The organism is Krasilnikoviella flava (assembly GCF_900167525.1).
Taxonomy (GTDB): Bacteria; Actinomycetota; Actinomycetes; order Actinomycetales; family Cellulomonadaceae; genus Isoptericola; species Isoptericola flavus.
In genome coordinates this window covers 754,734-771,304 of record NZ_FUZQ01000001.1, presented here as the reverse complement: position 1 = coordinate 771,304, position 16,571 = coordinate 754,734, and the positions used below count along the sequence as shown (strand labels likewise).

At 76.0% G+C, this 16,571-nt stretch carries 15 protein-coding genes; 8 read left to right on the top strand and 7 right to left on the bottom strand.

What is annotated here, in order from left to right; translation table 11 throughout:
* Positions 1-99 precede the first annotated feature (99 nt).
* On the bottom strand, positions 100-1,059 hold the full coding sequence (locus B5Y66_RS03270) for a zinc-binding dehydrogenase (RefSeq protein ID WP_079570878.1): 960 nt from the start codon (positions 1,057-1,059) through the stop codon (positions 100-102).
* A 50-nt stretch (positions 1,060-1,109) separates the two neighbouring features.
* On the opposite strand from B5Y66_RS03270, the gene B5Y66_RS03265 reads away from it, so the two are divergent.
* Positions 1,110-1,310, top strand: coding sequence for a hypothetical protein (locus B5Y66_RS03265; RefSeq protein WP_079570876.1), 201 nt, complete (start codon positions 1,110-1,112; stop codon positions 1,308-1,310).
* A gap of 20 nt (positions 1,311-1,330) precedes the next feature.
* On the opposite strand, the gene B5Y66_RS03260 is transcribed toward B5Y66_RS03265, so the two are convergent.
* The 3 genes from B5Y66_RS03260 to B5Y66_RS03250 form a co-directional block, all read right to left on the bottom strand.
* Positions 1,331-1,759 (bottom strand): VOC family protein, encoded by a 429-nt coding sequence (locus tag B5Y66_RS03260; RefSeq protein ID WP_079570873.1) that lies wholly within the window; start codon positions 1,757-1,759, stop codon positions 1,331-1,333.
* Positions 1,760-1,892: 133 nt separating this feature from the next.
* Complete coding sequence (metX, locus tag B5Y66_RS03255; protein ID WP_139820732.1) at positions 1,893-3,128, bottom strand: homoserine O-acetyltransferase MetX; 1,236 nt, start codon at positions 3,126-3,128, stop codon at positions 1,893-1,895.
* Between the two features lie 50 nt (positions 3,129-3,178).
* Positions 3,179-4,558, bottom strand: coding sequence for a bifunctional o-acetylhomoserine/o-acetylserine sulfhydrylase (locus B5Y66_RS03250; RefSeq protein ID WP_079570870.1), 1,380 nt, complete (start codon positions 4,556-4,558; stop codon positions 3,179-3,181).
* 374 nt (positions 4,559-4,932) lie between these two features.
* On the opposite strand from B5Y66_RS03250, the gene B5Y66_RS03245 reads away from it, so the two are divergent.
* The 4 genes from B5Y66_RS03245 to B5Y66_RS03230 all read left to right on the top strand — a co-directional run bounded on the left by B5Y66_RS03245 (position 4,933) and on the right by B5Y66_RS03230 (position 9,191).
* A complete protein-coding gene (locus B5Y66_RS03245; RefSeq protein ID WP_079570866.1) occupies positions 4,933-6,366 on the top strand; it encodes a C40 family peptidase in 1,434 nt (477 codons plus the stop codon).
* Between the two features lie 97 nt (positions 6,367-6,463).
* Positions 6,464-7,345, top strand: coding sequence for a hypothetical protein (locus B5Y66_RS03240; RefSeq protein WP_079570863.1), 882 nt, complete (start codon positions 6,464-6,466; stop codon positions 7,343-7,345).
* The gene (locus tag B5Y66_RS03235) at positions 7,342-8,529 is read left to right on the top strand and encodes a sensor histidine kinase (RefSeq protein WP_079570860.1); all 1,188 of its coding nucleotides are present in this window, start codon (positions 7,342-7,344) and stop codon (positions 8,527-8,529) included. The genes B5Y66_RS03240 and B5Y66_RS03235 overlap by 4 nt, the downstream gene beginning before the upstream one ends.
* Positions 8,469-9,191 (top strand): response regulator, encoded by a 723-nt coding sequence (locus B5Y66_RS03230; protein WP_079570855.1) that lies wholly within the window; start codon positions 8,469-8,471, stop codon positions 9,189-9,191. Before B5Y66_RS03235 ends, B5Y66_RS03230 begins: the two co-directional genes overlap by 61 nt.
* 4 nt (positions 9,192-9,195) lie before the next feature.
* On the opposite strand, the gene B5Y66_RS03225 is transcribed toward B5Y66_RS03230, so the two are convergent.
* Together B5Y66_RS03225 and B5Y66_RS03220 are read right to left on the bottom strand one after the other, a co-directional pair.
* Positions 9,196-9,861, bottom strand: coding sequence for a GNAT family N-acetyltransferase (locus B5Y66_RS03225; protein ID WP_079570852.1), 666 nt, complete (start codon positions 9,859-9,861; stop codon positions 9,196-9,198).
* Complete coding sequence (locus B5Y66_RS03220) at positions 9,858-10,916, bottom strand: zinc-binding dehydrogenase (RefSeq protein WP_079570849.1); 1,059 nt, start codon at positions 10,914-10,916, stop codon at positions 9,858-9,860. The genes B5Y66_RS03225 and B5Y66_RS03220 overlap by 4 nt, the downstream gene beginning before the upstream one ends.
* 120 nt (positions 10,917-11,036) lie before the next feature.
* On the opposite strand from B5Y66_RS03220, the gene B5Y66_RS03215 reads away from it, so the two are divergent.
* Both B5Y66_RS03215 and B5Y66_RS03210 read left to right on the top strand, forming a co-directional pair.
* Positions 11,037-12,668 (top strand): Ig-like domain-containing protein, encoded by a 1,632-nt coding sequence (locus tag B5Y66_RS03215; protein WP_079570846.1) that lies wholly within the window; start codon positions 11,037-11,039, stop codon positions 12,666-12,668.
* Positions 12,669-12,799: 131 nt separating this feature from the next.
* Positions 12,800-14,299, top strand: a complete 1,500-nt coding sequence (locus B5Y66_RS03210; RefSeq protein ID WP_079570844.1) for a hypothetical protein — start codon at positions 12,800-12,802, stop codon at positions 14,297-14,299.
* Between the two features lie 87 nt (positions 14,300-14,386).
* Here the strand turns inward: B5Y66_RS03210 and B5Y66_RS03205 are convergent, their stop codons facing one another.
* Positions 14,387-14,887 carry an inorganic diphosphatase gene (locus B5Y66_RS03205; protein ID WP_079570841.1) on the bottom strand — a complete coding sequence of 167 codons (501 nt, stop codon included), beginning with the start codon at positions 14,885-14,887 and terminating at the stop codon, positions 14,387-14,389.
* A 217-nt stretch (positions 14,888-15,104) separates the two neighbouring features.
* Between B5Y66_RS03205 and dacB the strand changes: the two genes are divergently transcribed.
* The gene (gene dacB / locus B5Y66_RS03200) at positions 15,105-16,523 is read left to right on the top strand and encodes a D-alanyl-D-alanine carboxypeptidase/D-alanyl-D-alanine endopeptidase (protein ID WP_079570838.1); all 1,419 of its coding nucleotides are present in this window, start codon (positions 15,105-15,107) and stop codon (positions 16,521-16,523) included.
* Positions 16,524-16,571 lie beyond the last annotated feature (48 nt).

The following is a 16,571-nucleotide window of genomic DNA, read 5'->3' as shown; positions in this document are numbered from 1 at the left end:
CGAGTTTGTCGAGACCCAACCGTCGGTCGAGCCTGTCGAGACCACGAATCGGGTTTCGACAGGCTCGCCCAGCGACGGAGGTCGCGACCGGCGCGAGGGTCAGGGCAGGACGACGATCTTGCCCGTCTGCTCGCCGGCGGCCAGACGGGCCACGCCGTCGCGCACGCGCGCGAGCGGCACTGCGGAGTCGATGACGGGCCGCACGCCGGTACGGGCGACGAACCGCACGAGCGCGGCCAGGTCGTCCCGCGACCCCATCGTGACGCCCTGCACGCGGATCTCGTTGAAGAAGACGCGGGACAGCTCCGCCGGCGGCGCGTCGCCCGACGTCGCCCCGCACACCACGACGGTGCCGCCGGGCCGCACGGACCGCACCGAGTGCGCCCACGTGGCCTGGCCGACGGACTCGATCACCGCGTCCACGCGGTCGGGCACGCGGGCGCCCGTCTCCACCGCGTGCGCGGCGCCCAGCGCCAGGGCGCGTTCCCGGCGCTCCGCCGAGCGGGACGTCACCGTCACCTCGAGGCCGGCCGCGGCGCCCAGCACGATCGCGGCGGTCGCGACGCCGCCGCCCGCGCCCTGCACCAGCACGCGGTCGCCCGGGGCCAGGCCGGCGGCGCCGAACAGCATCCGGTAGGCGGTGAGCCAGGCCGTGGGCAGGCAGGCGGCCTCCTCGAACGGCAGGTCGTCGGGGAGCGGCACCAGGTTGTGGATCGGCACCGCCACGAGCTCCGCGAGCGTGCCCGGGTACTTCTCCGACAGCAGCGTGCGGCGCTCGTCCGGACCGACGCCGTGCCCGTCGGCGCCGATCACGCCGTGCACCAGCACGGGCGCCCCGTCGGCGGCGACCCCGGCGGCGTCGGTGCCGAGGATCATCGGGAGCTGCTCGGCCCGCAGGCCGACCCCACGGAGCGACCAGAGGTCGTGGTGGTTGAGGCTCGCGGCCCGCACCCGGACGGTGGTCCAGTTCTCCCGGGGCTCCGGTTCGGGCCGTTCGCCCACCTCCAGGCCGTCGAGCGGGGAGTCGGGCGAGAACCGGGCGACGGTGGCGGCGAGCATGCGTCCAACCTACTGTCCGGGACCTGCCGGGTCCGGCCAGGTTGTCCGCCATGCCTGCCGGCGGGGTCGGGGAGGAGCTGACGGCCGCGCGCCTGGAGTCGTTGAGCCTCGCGCGGGTGCGGGCGGGCCTGCGGGGCGACCGCGCGCCGCGGCACGACGCCGGGCTGGCCGCGCTCGGCGACGTGCCGGCGCGGTGGCACGCCGCGCTCGCGGCGATGTCCGCCCGGCGGGAGACCCTGCTCGTCGGCTGACCGTGCGGGTCAGCCGACGGTCAGGGCGCGCCGACGTCGAACATCCAGGTGATGCCGTACCGGTCGGTCACCTGGCCGTAGAAGTCGCCCCAGGGCGCCTTGTCGAACGGCATCGCGTCGGTGCCGCCCTCGGCGAGCTTCGCGTACGCGCTCGCGACGTAGTCGTAGTCCTCGTGGCCGCCGGTCAGCGCGACGGTGACGCCGCTGGTGGGAGCGACGTACGGCATCATCGAGCCGGTGTCGGCGGCCATGAGGGTGAGGCCGGACGGCGTGTCGAGCTGGCCGTGCATCAGGAGGTCCTTGTCGGCGTCCTCGATCGGCATGCCCGAGTCCGCCGGCATGTCGCCGAACCGGCTGAGGTCGAGCTCGCCGCCGAGCACCGACCGGTAGAACTCCAGGGCCTCGGCGGCCTGGTTCTTGAAGCTGAGATACGGGGTGAGCCGGACCATGGGGCGCCTCCTGCGACGCTGCGGGGTGGCTGGCCGCACGGGTCGGCGGCCGCGCACCACGCTAGGCACGGCCTCCGACACCCGCACCGCGATGGCCCCGGCCAGGCCGAGGTTCACCCGTCACCCGAGCCCGTCAGCCGAGCTCGTCCTCCTCGACGCTCGCGCCCGCGAGGAAGTCGGCGACGATCGGCCCGAGCTGGTCGAACTCGATGAGGAAGCCGTCGTGGCCGAAGTCGGACGTGACGATCCGCAGCGGCTCCGCACCGGGCAGCCATGCCGCGATGCGGCTCGCCTGCTCGGGCGGGAACAGCCGGTCGGAGTCCACCGCCACCACCAGCGCGCGGGCGGTGACCTGCGACAGCGCCGACTCGACGCCGCCGCGGTCGCGGCCCAGGTCGTGGCTCAGCATCGACTCCGTGAGCACCAGGTAGGAGTTGGCGTCGAACCGGCGGGCCAGCTTGTCCCCGTGATGGTCGAGGTACGACTGGACGGCGTACCGGCCGTCCCCCAGCGGGTCCTCGCCGCCCTGCGGCAGGCGCCCGAACCGCACGTCGAGCTCGGCGGCCGTCCGGTAGGTGGTGTGCGCGATCTGCCGCGCGATGGCGAGGCCGGCGTCCGGCCCGTCGCCGTCGGCCGCGTCGTAGTAGTCGCCTCCCCGCCAGCGGGGGTCGGCGCGGATCGCGCCGAGCTGCGGGTGCGCCCAGGCGATCTGGTCGCCCGACGTCTGCGCCGTCGTCGCGATCGCGGCGATGCCGTCCACCGCGATCCCCGCGTCGGGGCCGAGCAGCGCCCACTCCAGCACCCGCAGCCCGCCCATCGACGCCCCGACGACGAGCGACCAGCGCTCGACGCCGAGCTGCCGGGCGAGCTCGATCTCCGCGGCCACCTGGTCGCGCGTGGTGATGCGGGGGAACCGGCCGCCCCACGGGTGACCGTCGGGGGCGGTGGACGCCGGCCCGGTGGTGCCCTGACAGCCGCCCAGCACGTTGGGCGCGACGACGAAGTACCGGTCGGTGTCGATCGGCGCGCCGGGGCCGATCATGTCGGTCCACCAGCCCGCGGTCGGCTGGCCCGGCCCGGCGTCGCCGGTCACGTGGGCGTCGCCGGTGAGGGCGTGCAGCACGAGGACGGCGTTGGAGCCGTCCGCGTCCAGCTCGCCCCATGTCTCGTAGGCGACCCGCACGTCGGGCAGCACGCCGCCCGCCTCCAGCTCGACGGCCCCGACGTCGGCGAACCGGCGGGCGCCCGCGGGGTCGCCCTCCCGCCAGGCGCCGGTGGCGGGCACGGCCGGCTTGACCTGCGCCCGGGAGACGGGCGTCGGACGGACCGACGGGGCGGTGCCGGCGTTGCGCCCGCCCACCGACCGCACGGTAGGGGCGACGCCCCCGCCGTGCCGCGTCGTGTGGTGGCCGGGCACGGTCACGCCGCCGCCTCGCCGTCGTCCGTGGAGCCCGTCGTCGAGGCCGCGACGACGCGGGCGGCCTCCGCGAAGCCGAGGTCGAGGTCGGCCAGGATGTCCTCGATCCCCTCGAGCCCGACCGCGAGCCGCACCAGCGCCGGCGTCACGCCGGACCGGGCCTGCTCGGCCGCGGTGAGCTGCGAGTGCGTGGTCGACGCCGGGTGGATGACGAGCGAGCGCACGTCGCCGATGTTGGCCACGTGCGAGTGCAGCTCCAGCGCCGAGACGAAGGCGCGGCCCGCGGCGGACGCCAGCTCCGGGTCGTCGACGGCGAGCTCGAACGCGACGACGGCGCCGGCGCCCTTCGGCGCGTACGTCCGGGCGTTCTCGTGCCACGGCGACGACGGGAGCCCGGCGTAGTGCACCAGGCGGACGTCGTCGCGCTCCTCGAGCCGCTCGGCCACCTGCTGCGCGTTCGCGACGTGCCGCTCCACCCGCAGCGACAGCGTCTCGAGGCCCTGCGCGAGCAGGAAGGCGTTGAACGGCGCGATGGCGGGGCCCAGGTCGCGCAGCAGCTGGACGCGCGCCTTGAGCACGAAGGCGAGGTTGGCGCCGAGCGCGGATCCGACGCCGAGGTCGCGGGCGTAGACGAGGCCGTGGTAGCTGGCGTCCGGCTCGTTGAAGCCGGGGAAGCGCTCCGGGTCCGCGGCGTAGTCGAACCTGCCGCCGTCCACGATGACGCCGCCGATCGCCGCGCCGTGGCCGCCGAGGTACTTGGTGGCCGAGTGCACGACGACGTCCGCGCCGTGCTCGATCGGCCGCACCAGGTACGGCGTCGCCACGGTGTTGTCCACGATGAGCGGCACCCCGACCTCGTGCGCGACCGACGCGACGCCGGCGATGTCGAGCACGTCGGCGCGGGGGTTGGGGATGGTCTCGCCGAAGAACGCCTTGGTGTTCGGCCGGGCGGCAGCGCGCCAGGAGTCGAGGTCGTGCGGGTCGTCGACGAACGTCGTGGTGATGCCGAGCCGGGGCAGCGTGTGGTGCAGCAGGTTGTACGTGCCGCCGTAGAGGCTCGGGCTGGCCACGATGTGGTCGCCGGCCTGCGCGACGTTGAGGATGGCGAGCGTCTCCGCTGCCTGGCCGGACGCGACGAGGAGCGCGCCGACGCCGCCCTCGAGGTCGGCGATCCGCGCTTCGACGGCCTCCTGCGTGGGGTTGCCGATGCGCGTGTAGATGGGGCCGAGGTCGGCGAGCGCGAAGCGGTCGGCGGCGACGTCGGCGCTGGGGAACTCGAACGAGGTGGTCTGGTAGATCGGCAGCGCGCGGGCCCCGGTCACGGGGTCGGGGCTCTGGCCGGCGTGGATCTGGCGGGTCTCGAAGGTCCAGCTGGAGGTCATGACGTGCTCCTGGGGGCTCGGAGAGGGCTCGGTCGGCGGTGATCGGGCCGCGGCGGGAGCCAGGAGGCCTGCGCGTCTGGGGCGGGCCGCGGCGGTCGGCTGCGCACGCGGAGCGGATGGCTGGGTCGACGAGCGGCCGCAGGCAGGCGAACGTGCGCGGTGGTCAGCGGCACATTCGACGGGTCATGCGGACGACGGTAGCCCGGCGGCGTAGCGGGCGACACCCGTGTCTCGTCATTCGGGACCAGAATATGGACGGCGTGTCGCCTTGCTCCGCGCGTCGAGATCGCACTCTCGGGTGGCGGTCCTGTTCGCCCGGGGTGAGTCTGGGCGAGGTTGCCCGGAGCGCGTCTGCCCAAGGGGAGGAGCAGAACATGCCTCGCACCCACCGCACCAGCAGGGTCATGTCGTGGCTCGCCGTCGCGCTGCTCGGCGGCGCGCCCGTCGTCACCGGGGGCGTCGCGTGGGCGGAGCCGCCGTCCGACGACGACGTCGCCGCCGCGCACGCCGCGGCGGACGCCGCCGCCCTCGACGTCGACGGCGCCCAGTCGCGGCTGGACGCGATCCGCGCCGAGCTCGCCCGCGCCGAGGCCGCCGTCCAGACCGCCGCCGAGGACTACGCGGAGGCGCGCGAGGCGCTCGCCGCGGCGCAGGAGGAGACGCAGAAGGCGCGCGACCGCGCCGACCGCGCCCAGGACGCCGAGGCGCGGGCGCGCTCCTCGCTCGCGGAGGCGTACCGCACCACGGCGCGCGCGAACGAGAACGGCCTCGGGCCGCTCGACGTCGTCACCGGGGCGCGCGACGTCGGTGACGTCGTGTCGACCGAGGCCGCGCAGCGCGCCGTCGACCGGAAGATCGCGGGGGCGCTCGCACGGCAGGCCGACCTGCGCTCGTCGGCGCGCAACGCCGACGCCCGCTGGCAGGCGGCCCGCACCGCGCAGCAGGAGGCCAGCGAGGCGGCCGAGTCCGCGTTCGCCACCGCGCGGCGCACCGCCGACGACCTCGCCGCCCGCACCGCCGCGGCCGAGCACGAGCGCGACCGCCTGTTCGCGCGCCTCGCCGACCTGCGCAGCACCAGCGTGGCGCTCGAGCGCCAGCGCGAGGCCGACCGCCAGGAGAGGGTCGCCGCCGCGCGCGAGGCCGACGCGCGGGAACGCGCCGAGGACGCCGCGGCGTCGAGCGCCACGTCGTCGGGTGCCACGGAGCCCCGTGGCGCGCCGGGCTCGTCCGCCGAGCCGCAGGCCGACCGACCTGACGGCGCGACGGCCGACGGGGACCGGGCCGACGACACCGCGTCGGGCAGCGAGGAACAGGCGGCCGCGCCGGACCCGCAGCCGACGCGGACGCGAGAGCCCGCGCCGGACCCGGCGCCGCGGCCCGACCCGAAGCCCGACCCGAAGCCGGACCCGCCGCCGGTGAGCGGCGTCGGCCAGGGCACCGCCGCCCAGGGCCGCGAGGCGCTGGCGTGGGCGCGGTCCAAGATCGGCGTCGCCTACCAGTGGGGCGGCGACGGCGACCCGGGCTACGACTGCTCGGGCCTGACCGCGGGGGCGTGGAACGCGGCGGGCGTGTGGATCACCCGCACGTCGCGGTCGCAGTACCTCACCGTCGGCAAGGTCTCCTACGGCGCGATGCGTCCGGGCGACCTCATCTTCTACGCCAACGACACGTCCGACCCGTCGACCATCCGGCACGTCGCGATCTACGCCGGCGGCGGGATGATGGTCGAGGCCCCGCGCCCGGGGATCGACGTCCGCGAGGCCCCGGTCCGCTGGGACGAGGTCATGCCGTACGCCGGCCGCCCCTGAATCGCGCTCACAGCTCGTCGATGGACGACCTGGGTCGTGAGGACCGACGACCTGCGGGCGACGCGGCCGGCCCGCGCTGCCCACGACGCTGACGGGCATGACCTCACGCACCCGTCTCGTCCTGGCCCTCGCTTCCTGCACCGCGGCGCTGCTCGCCGGCCTGCTGCACCTGCGCGGGGCGCCGCCCACCGGCTATTCGGCGATCTTCGCCCCGCGCGGGGTGGTGCCCGTCGCCGCGGCGCTGGCCCTGGTCGCGCTCGGGCTGTGCGCCCGGCGGTCGCGGGCCGGCGTGGCGCTCGGGTGGCCGGCGGTCGTGCTCCTGTTCTGGGGGTCGGGCGGTCTGGCGCTCGAGGGCTTCCGGGCGTTCTTCGCCGTCACGGGCATCCCCGCGGGCGAGTTCGCGGAGGTCGACGTGCCCGGCATGGTCACCCGGGCGCTGGCCGCGCTCGCCGCCGTGACGACCGTCCTGACCACCTGGGACGCCGCGCGGGCGGCCCGCCCGGTCGCCGCGCCGGGGCGGCGGTGGCCGCGGTACGTTGCCCTGGCGATGTGCGTCCCGTACCCGTCGCTCAAGCTCTACTGGTGGCTCGGCGGCACGTTCGGGCGCCCCGGTGGCCACGCGGAGGGAGTGCCCTGGATGGAGGTCGCGCTGTTCGCCACCGGGGCGCTGGTCGTGCTCGGCCTGACGGGCCCGTGGGCCACCGGCCGACTGCGTCCCCTGCTGCTCGCGGCGGGCTGGCTGGGCTCGACGGCTGCGCTGACGATGGGTGCGCTCATGCTGTTCGGCACCCTCGGCCAGCTCCTCGGGCTGACCGCGGGGCCGGTGGACCTGGACGCCGGCGCCATCACCGGGCTCGTGGCCCTGACGTACGGCAGCTGGCTCCTCGTCGGCGTGGCGCTGCTCGCGGCGACCCTGCAGGCGCAGGACGCGCGCCGACCGGTCGGCCCGGCCCGGCTCGCGGTGGTAGGAGCCGGATGACGCCCGTGCCCGCCCGCGGCGACGTCGTCCTCGCCGCGGTCGCCGCCGTGGCGCTCCTGCCGGCCACAGCCGTGATCGTGTACCGGTCCCTGCCCGCGGGGACGGCGACGGCGCTGGTGGCGCTGGCCGCGGTGGCGCACCTCGCGACCGCCTGGCGCCGCGCGGCCCCGGTCACCTCGCACCTGCTGGTGCTCGCGGCGCTCGCGGGCCAGCTCGCGCTGACCGGGCTGTTCCTGCTGCTGCCGTCGGCGCTGCTCGTCTGGCTGTCGGTGGCCGCGTGCGCGGCGTGGTCGGCACGGCCGTGGCTGCCCGCGGCGACGGGCGTCGTCGGGGTGGCCGCGGCCGTGCTGCGGTACGCGGGCGACCCCGCGGTCCGCGACTCCGGCTTCGGCCCGGCCCCGTGGCTCCTCGGCCTGCTGCTGCTCGCGCTGCTCGCGGCGTCCTGGACGGCGGGCCTGCTGCGTCGTGCGCAGGACGCCGCGCGGCGGGCGACGGAGGAGCGGCACGCCGCGGCGGTCGCCGAGCAGGACGTCCGGGCCGAGCGCGCCGCCCTCGCCGAGCGGGCGCGCATCGCCCGCGAGATGCACGACGTCGTCGCGCACTCCCTGGCGGTCGTGGTCGCGCAGGCGCGGCTCGGGCAGGCGGCGCCGGCACGCGCGCAGGAGGCGCTGGCGGCGGTCGAGGAGGCGGGGAGGTCGGCGTCCAGGGAGCTGCGTAGCCTGCTGCACGTGCTGCGCACCGGGCCCGACGCCGACGCCGGGGGCGACCGCCCGGCGCCCGGCCTGGACGACCTGCCCGCCCTCGTGGCGCGGGTGCGCGCGGCCGGCCGGGCGGTCGACCTCGACGTCGCGGGGGAGTCCCGGCCCCTGGGGCCCGCCGCGCAGCTCGCCGTGTACCGCGTGGTGCAGGAATCGCTCACCAACACCGCGCGGCACGCCGGCGCGGGCGCGGCGTCGCGGGTGGCACTGACCTGGGGAGACGACGGGCTGGAGGTCGTGGTGGCGGACGACGGCGGCACGCCCGCGCCGAGCACGGCCCACGAGGGAGCGGGGACGGGGCTGCACGGCATGCGCGAGCGCGTGGAGTCGGTGGGTGGGCGGCTCGACGTGCGGCGCGACGGCGGATGGGCGGTCGTGGCGACCCTGCCGGCCGGCCCGGAGCCCGTCAGCGGGGAGGCGTCGTGATCCGCGTGCTGGTGGCCGACGACCAGGACCTCGTGCGCGCGGGGGCCGTGGCGGTGGTGGATGCCGCCCCGGACCTGGAGGTCGTGGCGGAGGCCGCCGACGGCGCCGCCGCGGTCGAGGCCCAGCGCCGGCACCACGCCGACGTCGTGCTCATGGACGTGCGCATGCCCGTGCTCGACGGCATCGAGGCGACCCGGCGGCTCGTCGTGGGCGCCGCGGACGGGTCCCTGCCGCCGTGCCGCGTCGTCGTCCTCACGACGTTCGACCTGGACGAGTACGTCTACGGCGCCCTGCGGGCCGGGGCCAGCGGGTTCCTGCTCAAGGACGCGCCCACGCACGACCTGCTCGCCGCCGTCCGCACCGCGCACCGGGGTGACGCCGTCGTCGCGCCGTCCGCCACCCGGCGCTTGCTGGCGCAGGTCGTGCCGCGCCTGCCCGACGTCGCCGCTCGCGAGGCCGCGGCCGCCGCGCTGTCGGAGCGGGAGCGCGCCGTCGTGCGGCTGCTGGCCGAGGGGCTGTCGAACGCAGAGATCGGCGCGCGGATCTTCGTCTCCGAGGCGACGGTCAAGACGTACGTCGGCCGGATCCTCGCCAAGCTGGACCTGCGTGACCGCGTCCAGGTGGTGGTCTGGGCGTTCCGCATCGGCCTCGCAGAGGCGTGACCGGTCAGTCCTGGTCCGGGGCCGGCCAGACCATCGTCAGCTGGTGCGCCCGCCCGCCGTCCGCGAGCCGCAGCCCCGGCACGGCGGGAGCCTCCCCGTACGGCACGAAGCCGGACCGGGCGAAGAACGTCGCGGCCCGCTCGTTCTCGACCAGCGTCTGGAGGTAGGCGCCCGGCACGCCGGAGTCGCGCACGTGCTCCTGGAAGGCGGCCATCAGACCCTGGGCGAGCCCGGTGCCGCGCGCCTCGGGCGCCACGTTGACGTGCAGGTGGGCGGGCCACCGCGCGTCCTCGATCTCGCCCGCCGCGGGCTCGCCGGCCCGCTTGTCGCGGACGCCGTCCACGATGCTGCGGGCGAAGAACGGCATCGAGCGGGGGCGCAGCACCACCAGGTACCGCGAGATCGCCCGCACCATGCGGTCCTCCTCGCTCGGCACCGCCCCGCTCCCGAGCGACCCCGCGAGGTAGCCGACCAGCGCGCCGTCGGCAATGGCGACGAAGACCGACCCCGGCTCGTGGTCGAGGTACGGCGTGAGGTAGATCGCGGCCTCGGACGGCGTGTGCCGCCACAGCGTGCCGGTGGGGGAGCCGTCGCCGGCGCGGGCGAACAGCGTCAGCAGCTCGTCGCGGTCGGCGGGCGTGTACCGGCGGACGGCGCCCCCGGACGTCACGGCCGGACCAGCACCTTGGTGGCGCGGCGCTCGTCCATCGCGGCGTACGCCTCGGCGACGTCGGCGAGCGGCAGCTCCAGGTCGAAGACCTTGCCGGGCACGATCGCGCCGGACAGGACGTCGGGCAGCAGCGTCTCCATGTAGCGCCGGGCGGACGCCATGCCGCCACCGATGGTGATGTTGCGGTCGAACAGGCGCCGCACGCTCAGGTCGGGGCCGTGCGGCACCCCGACGAACCCGACGCGCCCGCCGCCGCGCACCACGCTCAGGGCGGTGTCCATCGACTGCTCGGTGCCGACGCACTCCAGCGCGGCGTCGGCGAGGTCGCCGTCGAGCAGGTCGCGCACGGCGGCGAGGCCCTCCTCGCCGCGCTCGGCGACGACGTCCGTGGCGCCGAACTCGCGGGCCAGCGCCGCGCGGTCGTCGTGGCGGCTCATCGCGATCACGCGATCGGCGCCGAGCAGGCGGGCGCCGAGGACGCCGGACAGCCCGACGGCGCCGTCCCCGACCACGACCACGGTGTCGCCGGCGGACACCCCGGCCGAGAACGCCGCGTGGTACCCGGTCGACATGACGTCGGCGAGGGATAGCAGGTGCGGCACCAGGCCCGCGGCCTCGAGCTCGGCCTCCGAGCGCCCCACCGGGAACAAGGAGTGCTGCGCGAGCGGGATGCGGACGCGCTCGCCCTGCGCGCCGTCGACGGGGTTCCCCCAGCGGTCCGTGGAGCCGAAGCCCGTGACGAGGTCGCACGCCGCGGGGTAGCCGGCCCGGCACGCCTGGCACTCGCCGCAGCTCATGGTGAACGGGAGGATCACGAAGTCGCCCACCCGCGTCGACGTCACGTCGGCGCCCAGCGCCTCGACCACGCCCACCAGCTCGTGCCCGATGGGGCGCGGCTTCTTCACGGCGGACACGCCGCGGTAGGGCCACAGGTCGGAGCCGCAGACGCAGGCGGCGACGACGCGGACCACCGCGTCGCCCGGGGTGAGGATCTTGGGGTCCGGACGGTCCTCGACGCGCACGTCGCGGGGTCCGTGGATGACGGCAGCTCGCATGCGCCCACGGTAGACGGCTCTGACGTCCCTCGGCTGCCCGGCGACGTTCATCCACAGGTCGCTGGTCCCCGAGCCCGCGTGCCGCTACCTTTCAGCCAACAACGAGAGAACGGGCTGCTCATGCACGGTGCACGACGTCGGGCGGTCGCGACGGTCACGACGTGGCTCGTCGCCCTGGGACTGGTCGTGACGGGTGCGCTGGCACCCGCGGCGGCCGTCGCGGAGGGGGAGTCGTCCACGACGGTCTCGGTGCCGCACGCGCGGTGGTGGCTGGGCGAGGAGGTCACGGCCGACGTCGTCGTCCTCCACGACGGGGCGGACGCCGAGGGCTACCTCGTCGCGAGGGTCGACGGCCACCTGGCGGGCGACGCGGTGGCCCTCGCAGGGGGACACGGGACCGTGACCCTCCCGGTGCGGGGCATCGAGGTCGGCGAGCACCTGCTGGAGGTCACGCACCGCCAGCTCGGCAACCCGGAGCCACTGTCCGTGGGCTCCGTCGCCTTTCGCGTGGACCCGCCCGCGCGTCCGGTGATCCCGGGGTCGCGCGTCTACGGAGACCCGGCGGACGTCCGGGTAGACCTGACCGGGACGGACCGGCCCCGGTCGGGCGAGATCACGCTGGCCTCCGAGACAGGGCTGGTCCTCGGGGCGGCGGCTCTGGTCGACGGCGTCGCGGACGTCCGCGTCCCCGGCACGGGGCTCGCGCCGGGGCGCACGTACCGGATGACCCACCGTGACGCACCGGGCGGGACGGTGGTCGGGACCTGGGTCGTCGACGCGAACGTCACGAAGCGGCCTGCGACGCTCACCGTCCAGACGTCGTCGACGTGGCGGGTCGGTCAGACCGCGACCGTGACGGTGAAGGCGACCACAGACCTCGGGCCGGCCACCGGGAGGGTCGACGTCCGACGGTGGATGGCGGGCGGCAGCACGGGCTCCCTCGGAGCGGTGACGCTGCGGGACGACGGTACGGCGACGGTGAAGGTCGACCCCGACCGCCTGGGCATCGGCACCGACCGGCCGGTCTTCGTCGTCCTCGACAGCGCGGGGTGGACGGCACCGACGGTGCGGCGTGACGTGTCGGTGAAGCCGCGCTACCAGACGTGGATCGACGTCGACACCCGGGAATACATCGTCCCGTGGCGGTATGGGACGGCCCGGCGGGTGTACTTCTCGGTGGCCTCGGAGACCGGCGCGCGGCTCGACGGGAAGGTCACGCTCGCCAAGGGCGCCCGGCTGCTCGGCACGGCGCAGGTCGTGGACGGCAAGGGCTCGGTCCTGGTGGGAAGCACCGTGCTTCCTCCGGGCCGGCACAGCCTGGACGCCGACTTCACGCCCACGTCCACCAAGTACGACACGAGTTGGTACGGCACGAGCGTCCGCGTGGACAAGGCGAAGCCGAGCGTTCGGCTGTCGATGGACCACACGTGGTACCGGGTGAAGGCGGACCTGGGGTCGTACGAGGCGGGGACGGTGCGGGTCTCGACGGCGGGGATGCCGGAGCGGGGGCGGCTGGTGCTGGAGACCCGCAGCCCGCGGGCGTCGATCTCCGGCTGGCGCACCCGGTGGAGCACGGACTGGGCGCTGACCAGCGGTGACAAGGGGGTGCAGCGGGTGCGGGTGCCCGCGAAGTACCTGAGGACGGCAGACGGGCGGCCGGGCAAGGTCTACCTGCGGTTCCGGTACGTGCCGTCGGACCCGGCGCACGTGTCCACGGCCCTGTCCCCGGCGGTGACGATCACCCGCTACTGACGTCGGGGTGAAACGGTCCGTCCCGGTGTCGTGCGGTGCGCGGGCGGCGTAGCGTCGGCAGTTCGGTGGGACAGGACCGACCTGCGCGGCGCCGATGCCGGCGCGCTCCGCCATGGCCTCGAGGGGGCGGCATGGACACGACCGCGCGTGCCCGACGGCGGACGGGCAGCCTCCTGCTGGCCGTGGCCGCGGTGGTCGGCGGGGGCATCGTCGCGGCACCGGCGGCGGTCGCCGAGCCGGAGTGCCTGGGCCCGAGCTACGACTTCGACGGCGACCGTGTGCCGGACGCCGTGGTCGGCGCCCCGGGGGGCTCGGGGCGTGCGGGCACGGTCGAGGTGCGCCTCACCGGCGACGGCGAGCCGCGCACGGTGGTGCTCCGCGGACCGGTCGGGTTCGGCACGGCCGTGGCCCAGCTGCGCTCGTACGAGCAGGAGGGCGACGACCGGTTCTGCAGCCAGCTCGTCGTGGGCAGCCCGGAGGAGACGGTGTTCGGCATGCCGCGCGCGGGGGCCGTCTACCTCTACGAGTACGACCCCGTGGCGGCGACGTTCGTGCGGCGCGAGCGGATCACGGCCGACTCGGAGAGCGTGCTCGGCACGCCCCAGGCGGGTGCCCGGTTCGGGGCGGCGCTCGCCTCCGCCTCGGCGCCGGAGGAGACCATCGACCCGAAGCCGCAGCTGCTGTGGGTGGGGTCGCCCGGGCACGACGCCACGAGCGCGCCCGACTCCGGCCGCGTGACGTCGTTCGTCGTCGGCGCGACCGACACGACGACGCGCGGGGGCGAGGTGTTCGACCTCGCGGACCTCGGCGTGCGCGGTACCGCCGCCGCCGGCGCGGCGCTGGGGTCGTCGCTGAGCGTGCGCGGACAGGTCATGGCAGCCGGTGCGCCCGGCCTGCGGGTCGGTGGCCTGGCCGGGGCCGGCGGTACGGCGCTCTGGTTCGCGCCGCCCGGCGACCCGGGCGGTCTGCCCCCGGAGCCTGGCACGCAGCACCCGCCCGTGCTTGTGCACCAGGGCCTCACGCGCGTGCAGGGAGAGGCGGAGGCGGGCGACCGTTTCGGCGCCGCCGTGCACCTGTTCCCCGTGGTCGGCGACCCGCAGGTGGTGGACCTCGCCGTGGGGTCGCCCGGCGAGGACCTGGGGGGCGACGTCGACGCCGGCATGGTGTCGATCGGCCGGGTGCACCCGGGGCTGACGCAGCCGCTGCTCGACTTCCGCAGTCGGCACCAGGACTCGTCCGGCGCGGCGGGTACGGCGGAGGACGGCGACCGGTTCGGCAGCGCCGTCTCGGGGGCGTTCCTGCGCGGGGCGTGGCGGGTGGTCGTGGGCACGCCCGGGGAGGACGTCGGGACTGTGCGCGACGCGGGGATGGTCCAGGCGCTCGGCACCTGGCAGGGCTGGTCGCAGGACTCGCCCGCGGTGCCCGGCGGTGCCGAGACCGGCGACCTCATGGGCGCGACGCTCGGCGCGGACCCGGAGATCGTGCCCGGCCGCGCCCCGGACGTCGGCGTCCCGGGCGAGAACGGCGGCACCGGGGCGGTGCTGACCGGGCTCCTGGCCGAGGGATCGGTGGTGCGGCTCGACCTCGGCGCGGCGCCCGGCGCGCGCTACGGGCGCGCGATCGCGCCCTGACGTCCCCGGCCCGGCGCCACCTCGTCCGAGGACGACGACGGCGCCGCACCCGGTGGGGTGCGGCGCCGTCGTCGTGGTGCGGGCGGCTCAGTGGCCGTCGTAGTAGCCGGTGTCCTTCGCCCGCTGGAACGAGCGCTCGATCTCGGCCTCGGCGTCGGAGCGGCCCACCCAGTGAGCGCCCTCGACGGACTTGCCGGGCTCGAGGTCCTTGTAGACCTCGAAGAAGTGCTGGATCTCCAGGCGGTGGAAGTCGGAGACGTCGTCGATGTCCTGGCGCCACGCGGCGCGCTGGTCGCCCAGGGGGACGCACAGCACCTTGTCGTCGCCGCCCGCCTCGTCGCGCATGCGGAACATGCCGAGGGCGCGGCAGCGGATCAGGCAGCCGGGGAACGTCGGCTCCTCGAGCAGCACGAGCGCGTCCAGCGGGTCGCCGTCCTCGCCGAGGGTGCCCTCGATGAACCCGTAGTCGTCCGGGTAGCGCGTCGAGGTGAAGAGCATGCGGTCGAGGCGGATGCGACCGGTCTCGTGGTCGACCTCGTACTTGTTGCGCTGGCCCTTCGGGATCTCGATCGTGACGTCGAACTCCACTGTTCCTCCATGCTTCAGGACCTGCTTCGAGAGATGCTTCGGACATGCTCGGTGCGGGCATGCTCGGTGCGGACGCCCTGTCAAAGTGTGCCATGTGCTCCCGCGCCCTCCTGGTGCGGTGCGGCGGCACGGACCCGCCGGCGGACGTGGGAAGATACGCACGGAGCGCGCCACGGGATCCGGGCTGTGACGATGCTCACGGACCGGGGAGGACGAGATGGGGTGGCGGGCCAGCGTCGGCGCCACCGTCACGACCGTGGTCGTGCTCTTCGGCGGCTACCTCGTGGCGGACGCCTACGACGTGGTCCCGGGCATGCTCACCACCGCACCGCCGCCCGCCCCGGCGGCCCCCTTCCCGACGGCGCCCGGCGCCACCGCGGGACCCACGCCCGAGCGGTCGCTGCCCGACCTGCCGTCCGACGCGCCCGAGCCGGCGGCCTCCGCCGTCGGCAAGCTCGTGACCGGGCTGGCCAAGGACGACCGGCTGGGCAAGCGCGTCGGCGCACTTGTGGTCGACGGCGCGACGGGGGAGACGCTCGGCTCGGCCGCTCCCGACCGGCCGATGGTGCCGGCCTCCACCCAGAAGCTGTTCACGGCCGTGGCCGCGCTGGCCGGACCGGGCGGCGACACGACGCTCCCCACGACGGCGGTGCTCGACGGCGACGCGCACGTCGTGCTCGTGGGCGGCGGCGACATGATGCTCGCGGCCGGCGGCGGCGACCCCGACGCCGTGAACGGGCGCGCGGGCCTCGGCGACCTCGCGGACCAGGTGGCCGGGCAGGTCGGGCTCACGGGGGCCACGGTGACGCTCAGCGTGGACGACACGCTGTTCGCGGGGCCGGCGGTGCCTGCCGATGTGCCCGCCGCCGACGTCAAGGACGGCTACACGGCCCCGGTGGCCGCGCTCGCCGTCGACGTCGCCCGCACCACGGACGAGGAGTACGCGCCCCGGGAGAAGGACCCGGCGATGGCCGCCGCCCGCACGTTCGCGAAGGCCCTCGAGGAGCGCGGCGTCACCGTGCGGGGCGAGGTCTCCCGTGCCACGGCGCCGTCGTCGGCGCGCGAGGTCGCCCGCGTCGAGTCCGCGCCGCTGCGCGACGTCGTCGGCGACCTGCTGCGCCGGTCCGACAACACGATCACGGAGGTCGTGGGCCGCATCGTGGCGATCGACGCCGGCCTGCCCGGCACCGGGGAGGACGCGATCCGGGCCGTGACGGCGCAGGTCGAGGACCTCGGCGTGGACATGGACGGCGCGACGCTCGTGGACCTGTCGGGGCTCGGCCGCGGCTCGAAGGCCACGCCGCGACAGCTGGGCGACCTGCTGACCCTCGCCGTCGACCCCGACCACCCGGAGCTGCGCGACGTCGCCGACGGCCTCGCGGTCGCGGGGCTGAACGGCACCTTGCACGACCGCTACCCGAAGCCGAACCCCGGACGGGGGTACGTCAACGGCAAGACCGGCAGCCTCCCGAAGGTCACCGGTCTGGCCGGCACCGTGGTCACGGCCGACGACCGGCTCCTCGTCTTCGTCACGATCGCGGACAAGGTGCCCGACGGCGGCGGTTACGGCGCGCGGGTCATCTTCGACAACTTCGCGGGCCGCCTCGCCGACTGCGGCTGCCGGCCCGCTGGTTGAGCCTGCCCGAGCCCGGGTCCGTGGCCACGACGAGCTCGGCCGACGGCG

Bases quoted from the DNA above. Each gene is read 5' to 3' on its own strand.
- B5Y66_RS03260 (WP_079570873.1), bottom strand. From the start codon at position 1,759: ATGGTCCGGCTCACCCCGTATCTCAGCTTCAAGAACCAGGCCGCCGAG.
- dacB (WP_079570838.1), top strand. From the start codon at position 15,105: ATGGGGTGGCGGGCCAGCGTCGGCGCCACCGTCACGACCGTGGTCGTG.
- B5Y66_RS03250 (WP_079570870.1), bottom strand. From the start codon at position 4,558: ATGACCTCCAGCTGGACCTTCGAGACCCGCCAGATCCACGCCGGCCAG.
- B5Y66_RS03240 (WP_079570863.1), top strand. From the start codon at position 6,464: ATGACCTCACGCACCCGTCTCGTCCTGGCCCTCGCTTCCTGCACCGCG.
- B5Y66_RS03230 (WP_079570855.1), top strand. From the start codon at position 8,469: ATGGGCGGTCGTGGCGACCCTGCCGGCCGGCCCGGAGCCCGTCAGCGG.
- B5Y66_RS03270 (WP_079570878.1), bottom strand. From the start codon at position 1,059: ATGCTCGCCGCCACCGTCGCCCGGTTCTCGCCCGACTCCCCGCTCGAC.
- B5Y66_RS03220 (WP_079570849.1), bottom strand. From the start codon at position 10,916: ATGCGAGCTGCCGTCATCCACGGACCCCGCGACGTGCGCGTCGAGGAC.
- B5Y66_RS03215 (WP_079570846.1), top strand. From the start codon at position 11,037: ATGCACGGTGCACGACGTCGGGCGGTCGCGACGGTCACGACGTGGCTC.
- B5Y66_RS03235 (WP_079570860.1), top strand. From the start codon at position 7,342: ATGACGCCCGTGCCCGCCCGCGGCGACGTCGTCCTCGCCGCGGTCGCC.
- B5Y66_RS03210 (WP_079570844.1), top strand. From the start codon at position 12,800: ATGGACACGACCGCGCGTGCCCGACGGCGGACGGGCAGCCTCCTGCTG.
- B5Y66_RS03265 (WP_079570876.1), top strand. From the start codon at position 1,110: ATGCCTGCCGGCGGGGTCGGGGAGGAGCTGACGGCCGCGCGCCTGGAG.
- B5Y66_RS03245 (WP_079570866.1), top strand. From the start codon at position 4,933: ATGCCTCGCACCCACCGCACCAGCAGGGTCATGTCGTGGCTCGCCGTC.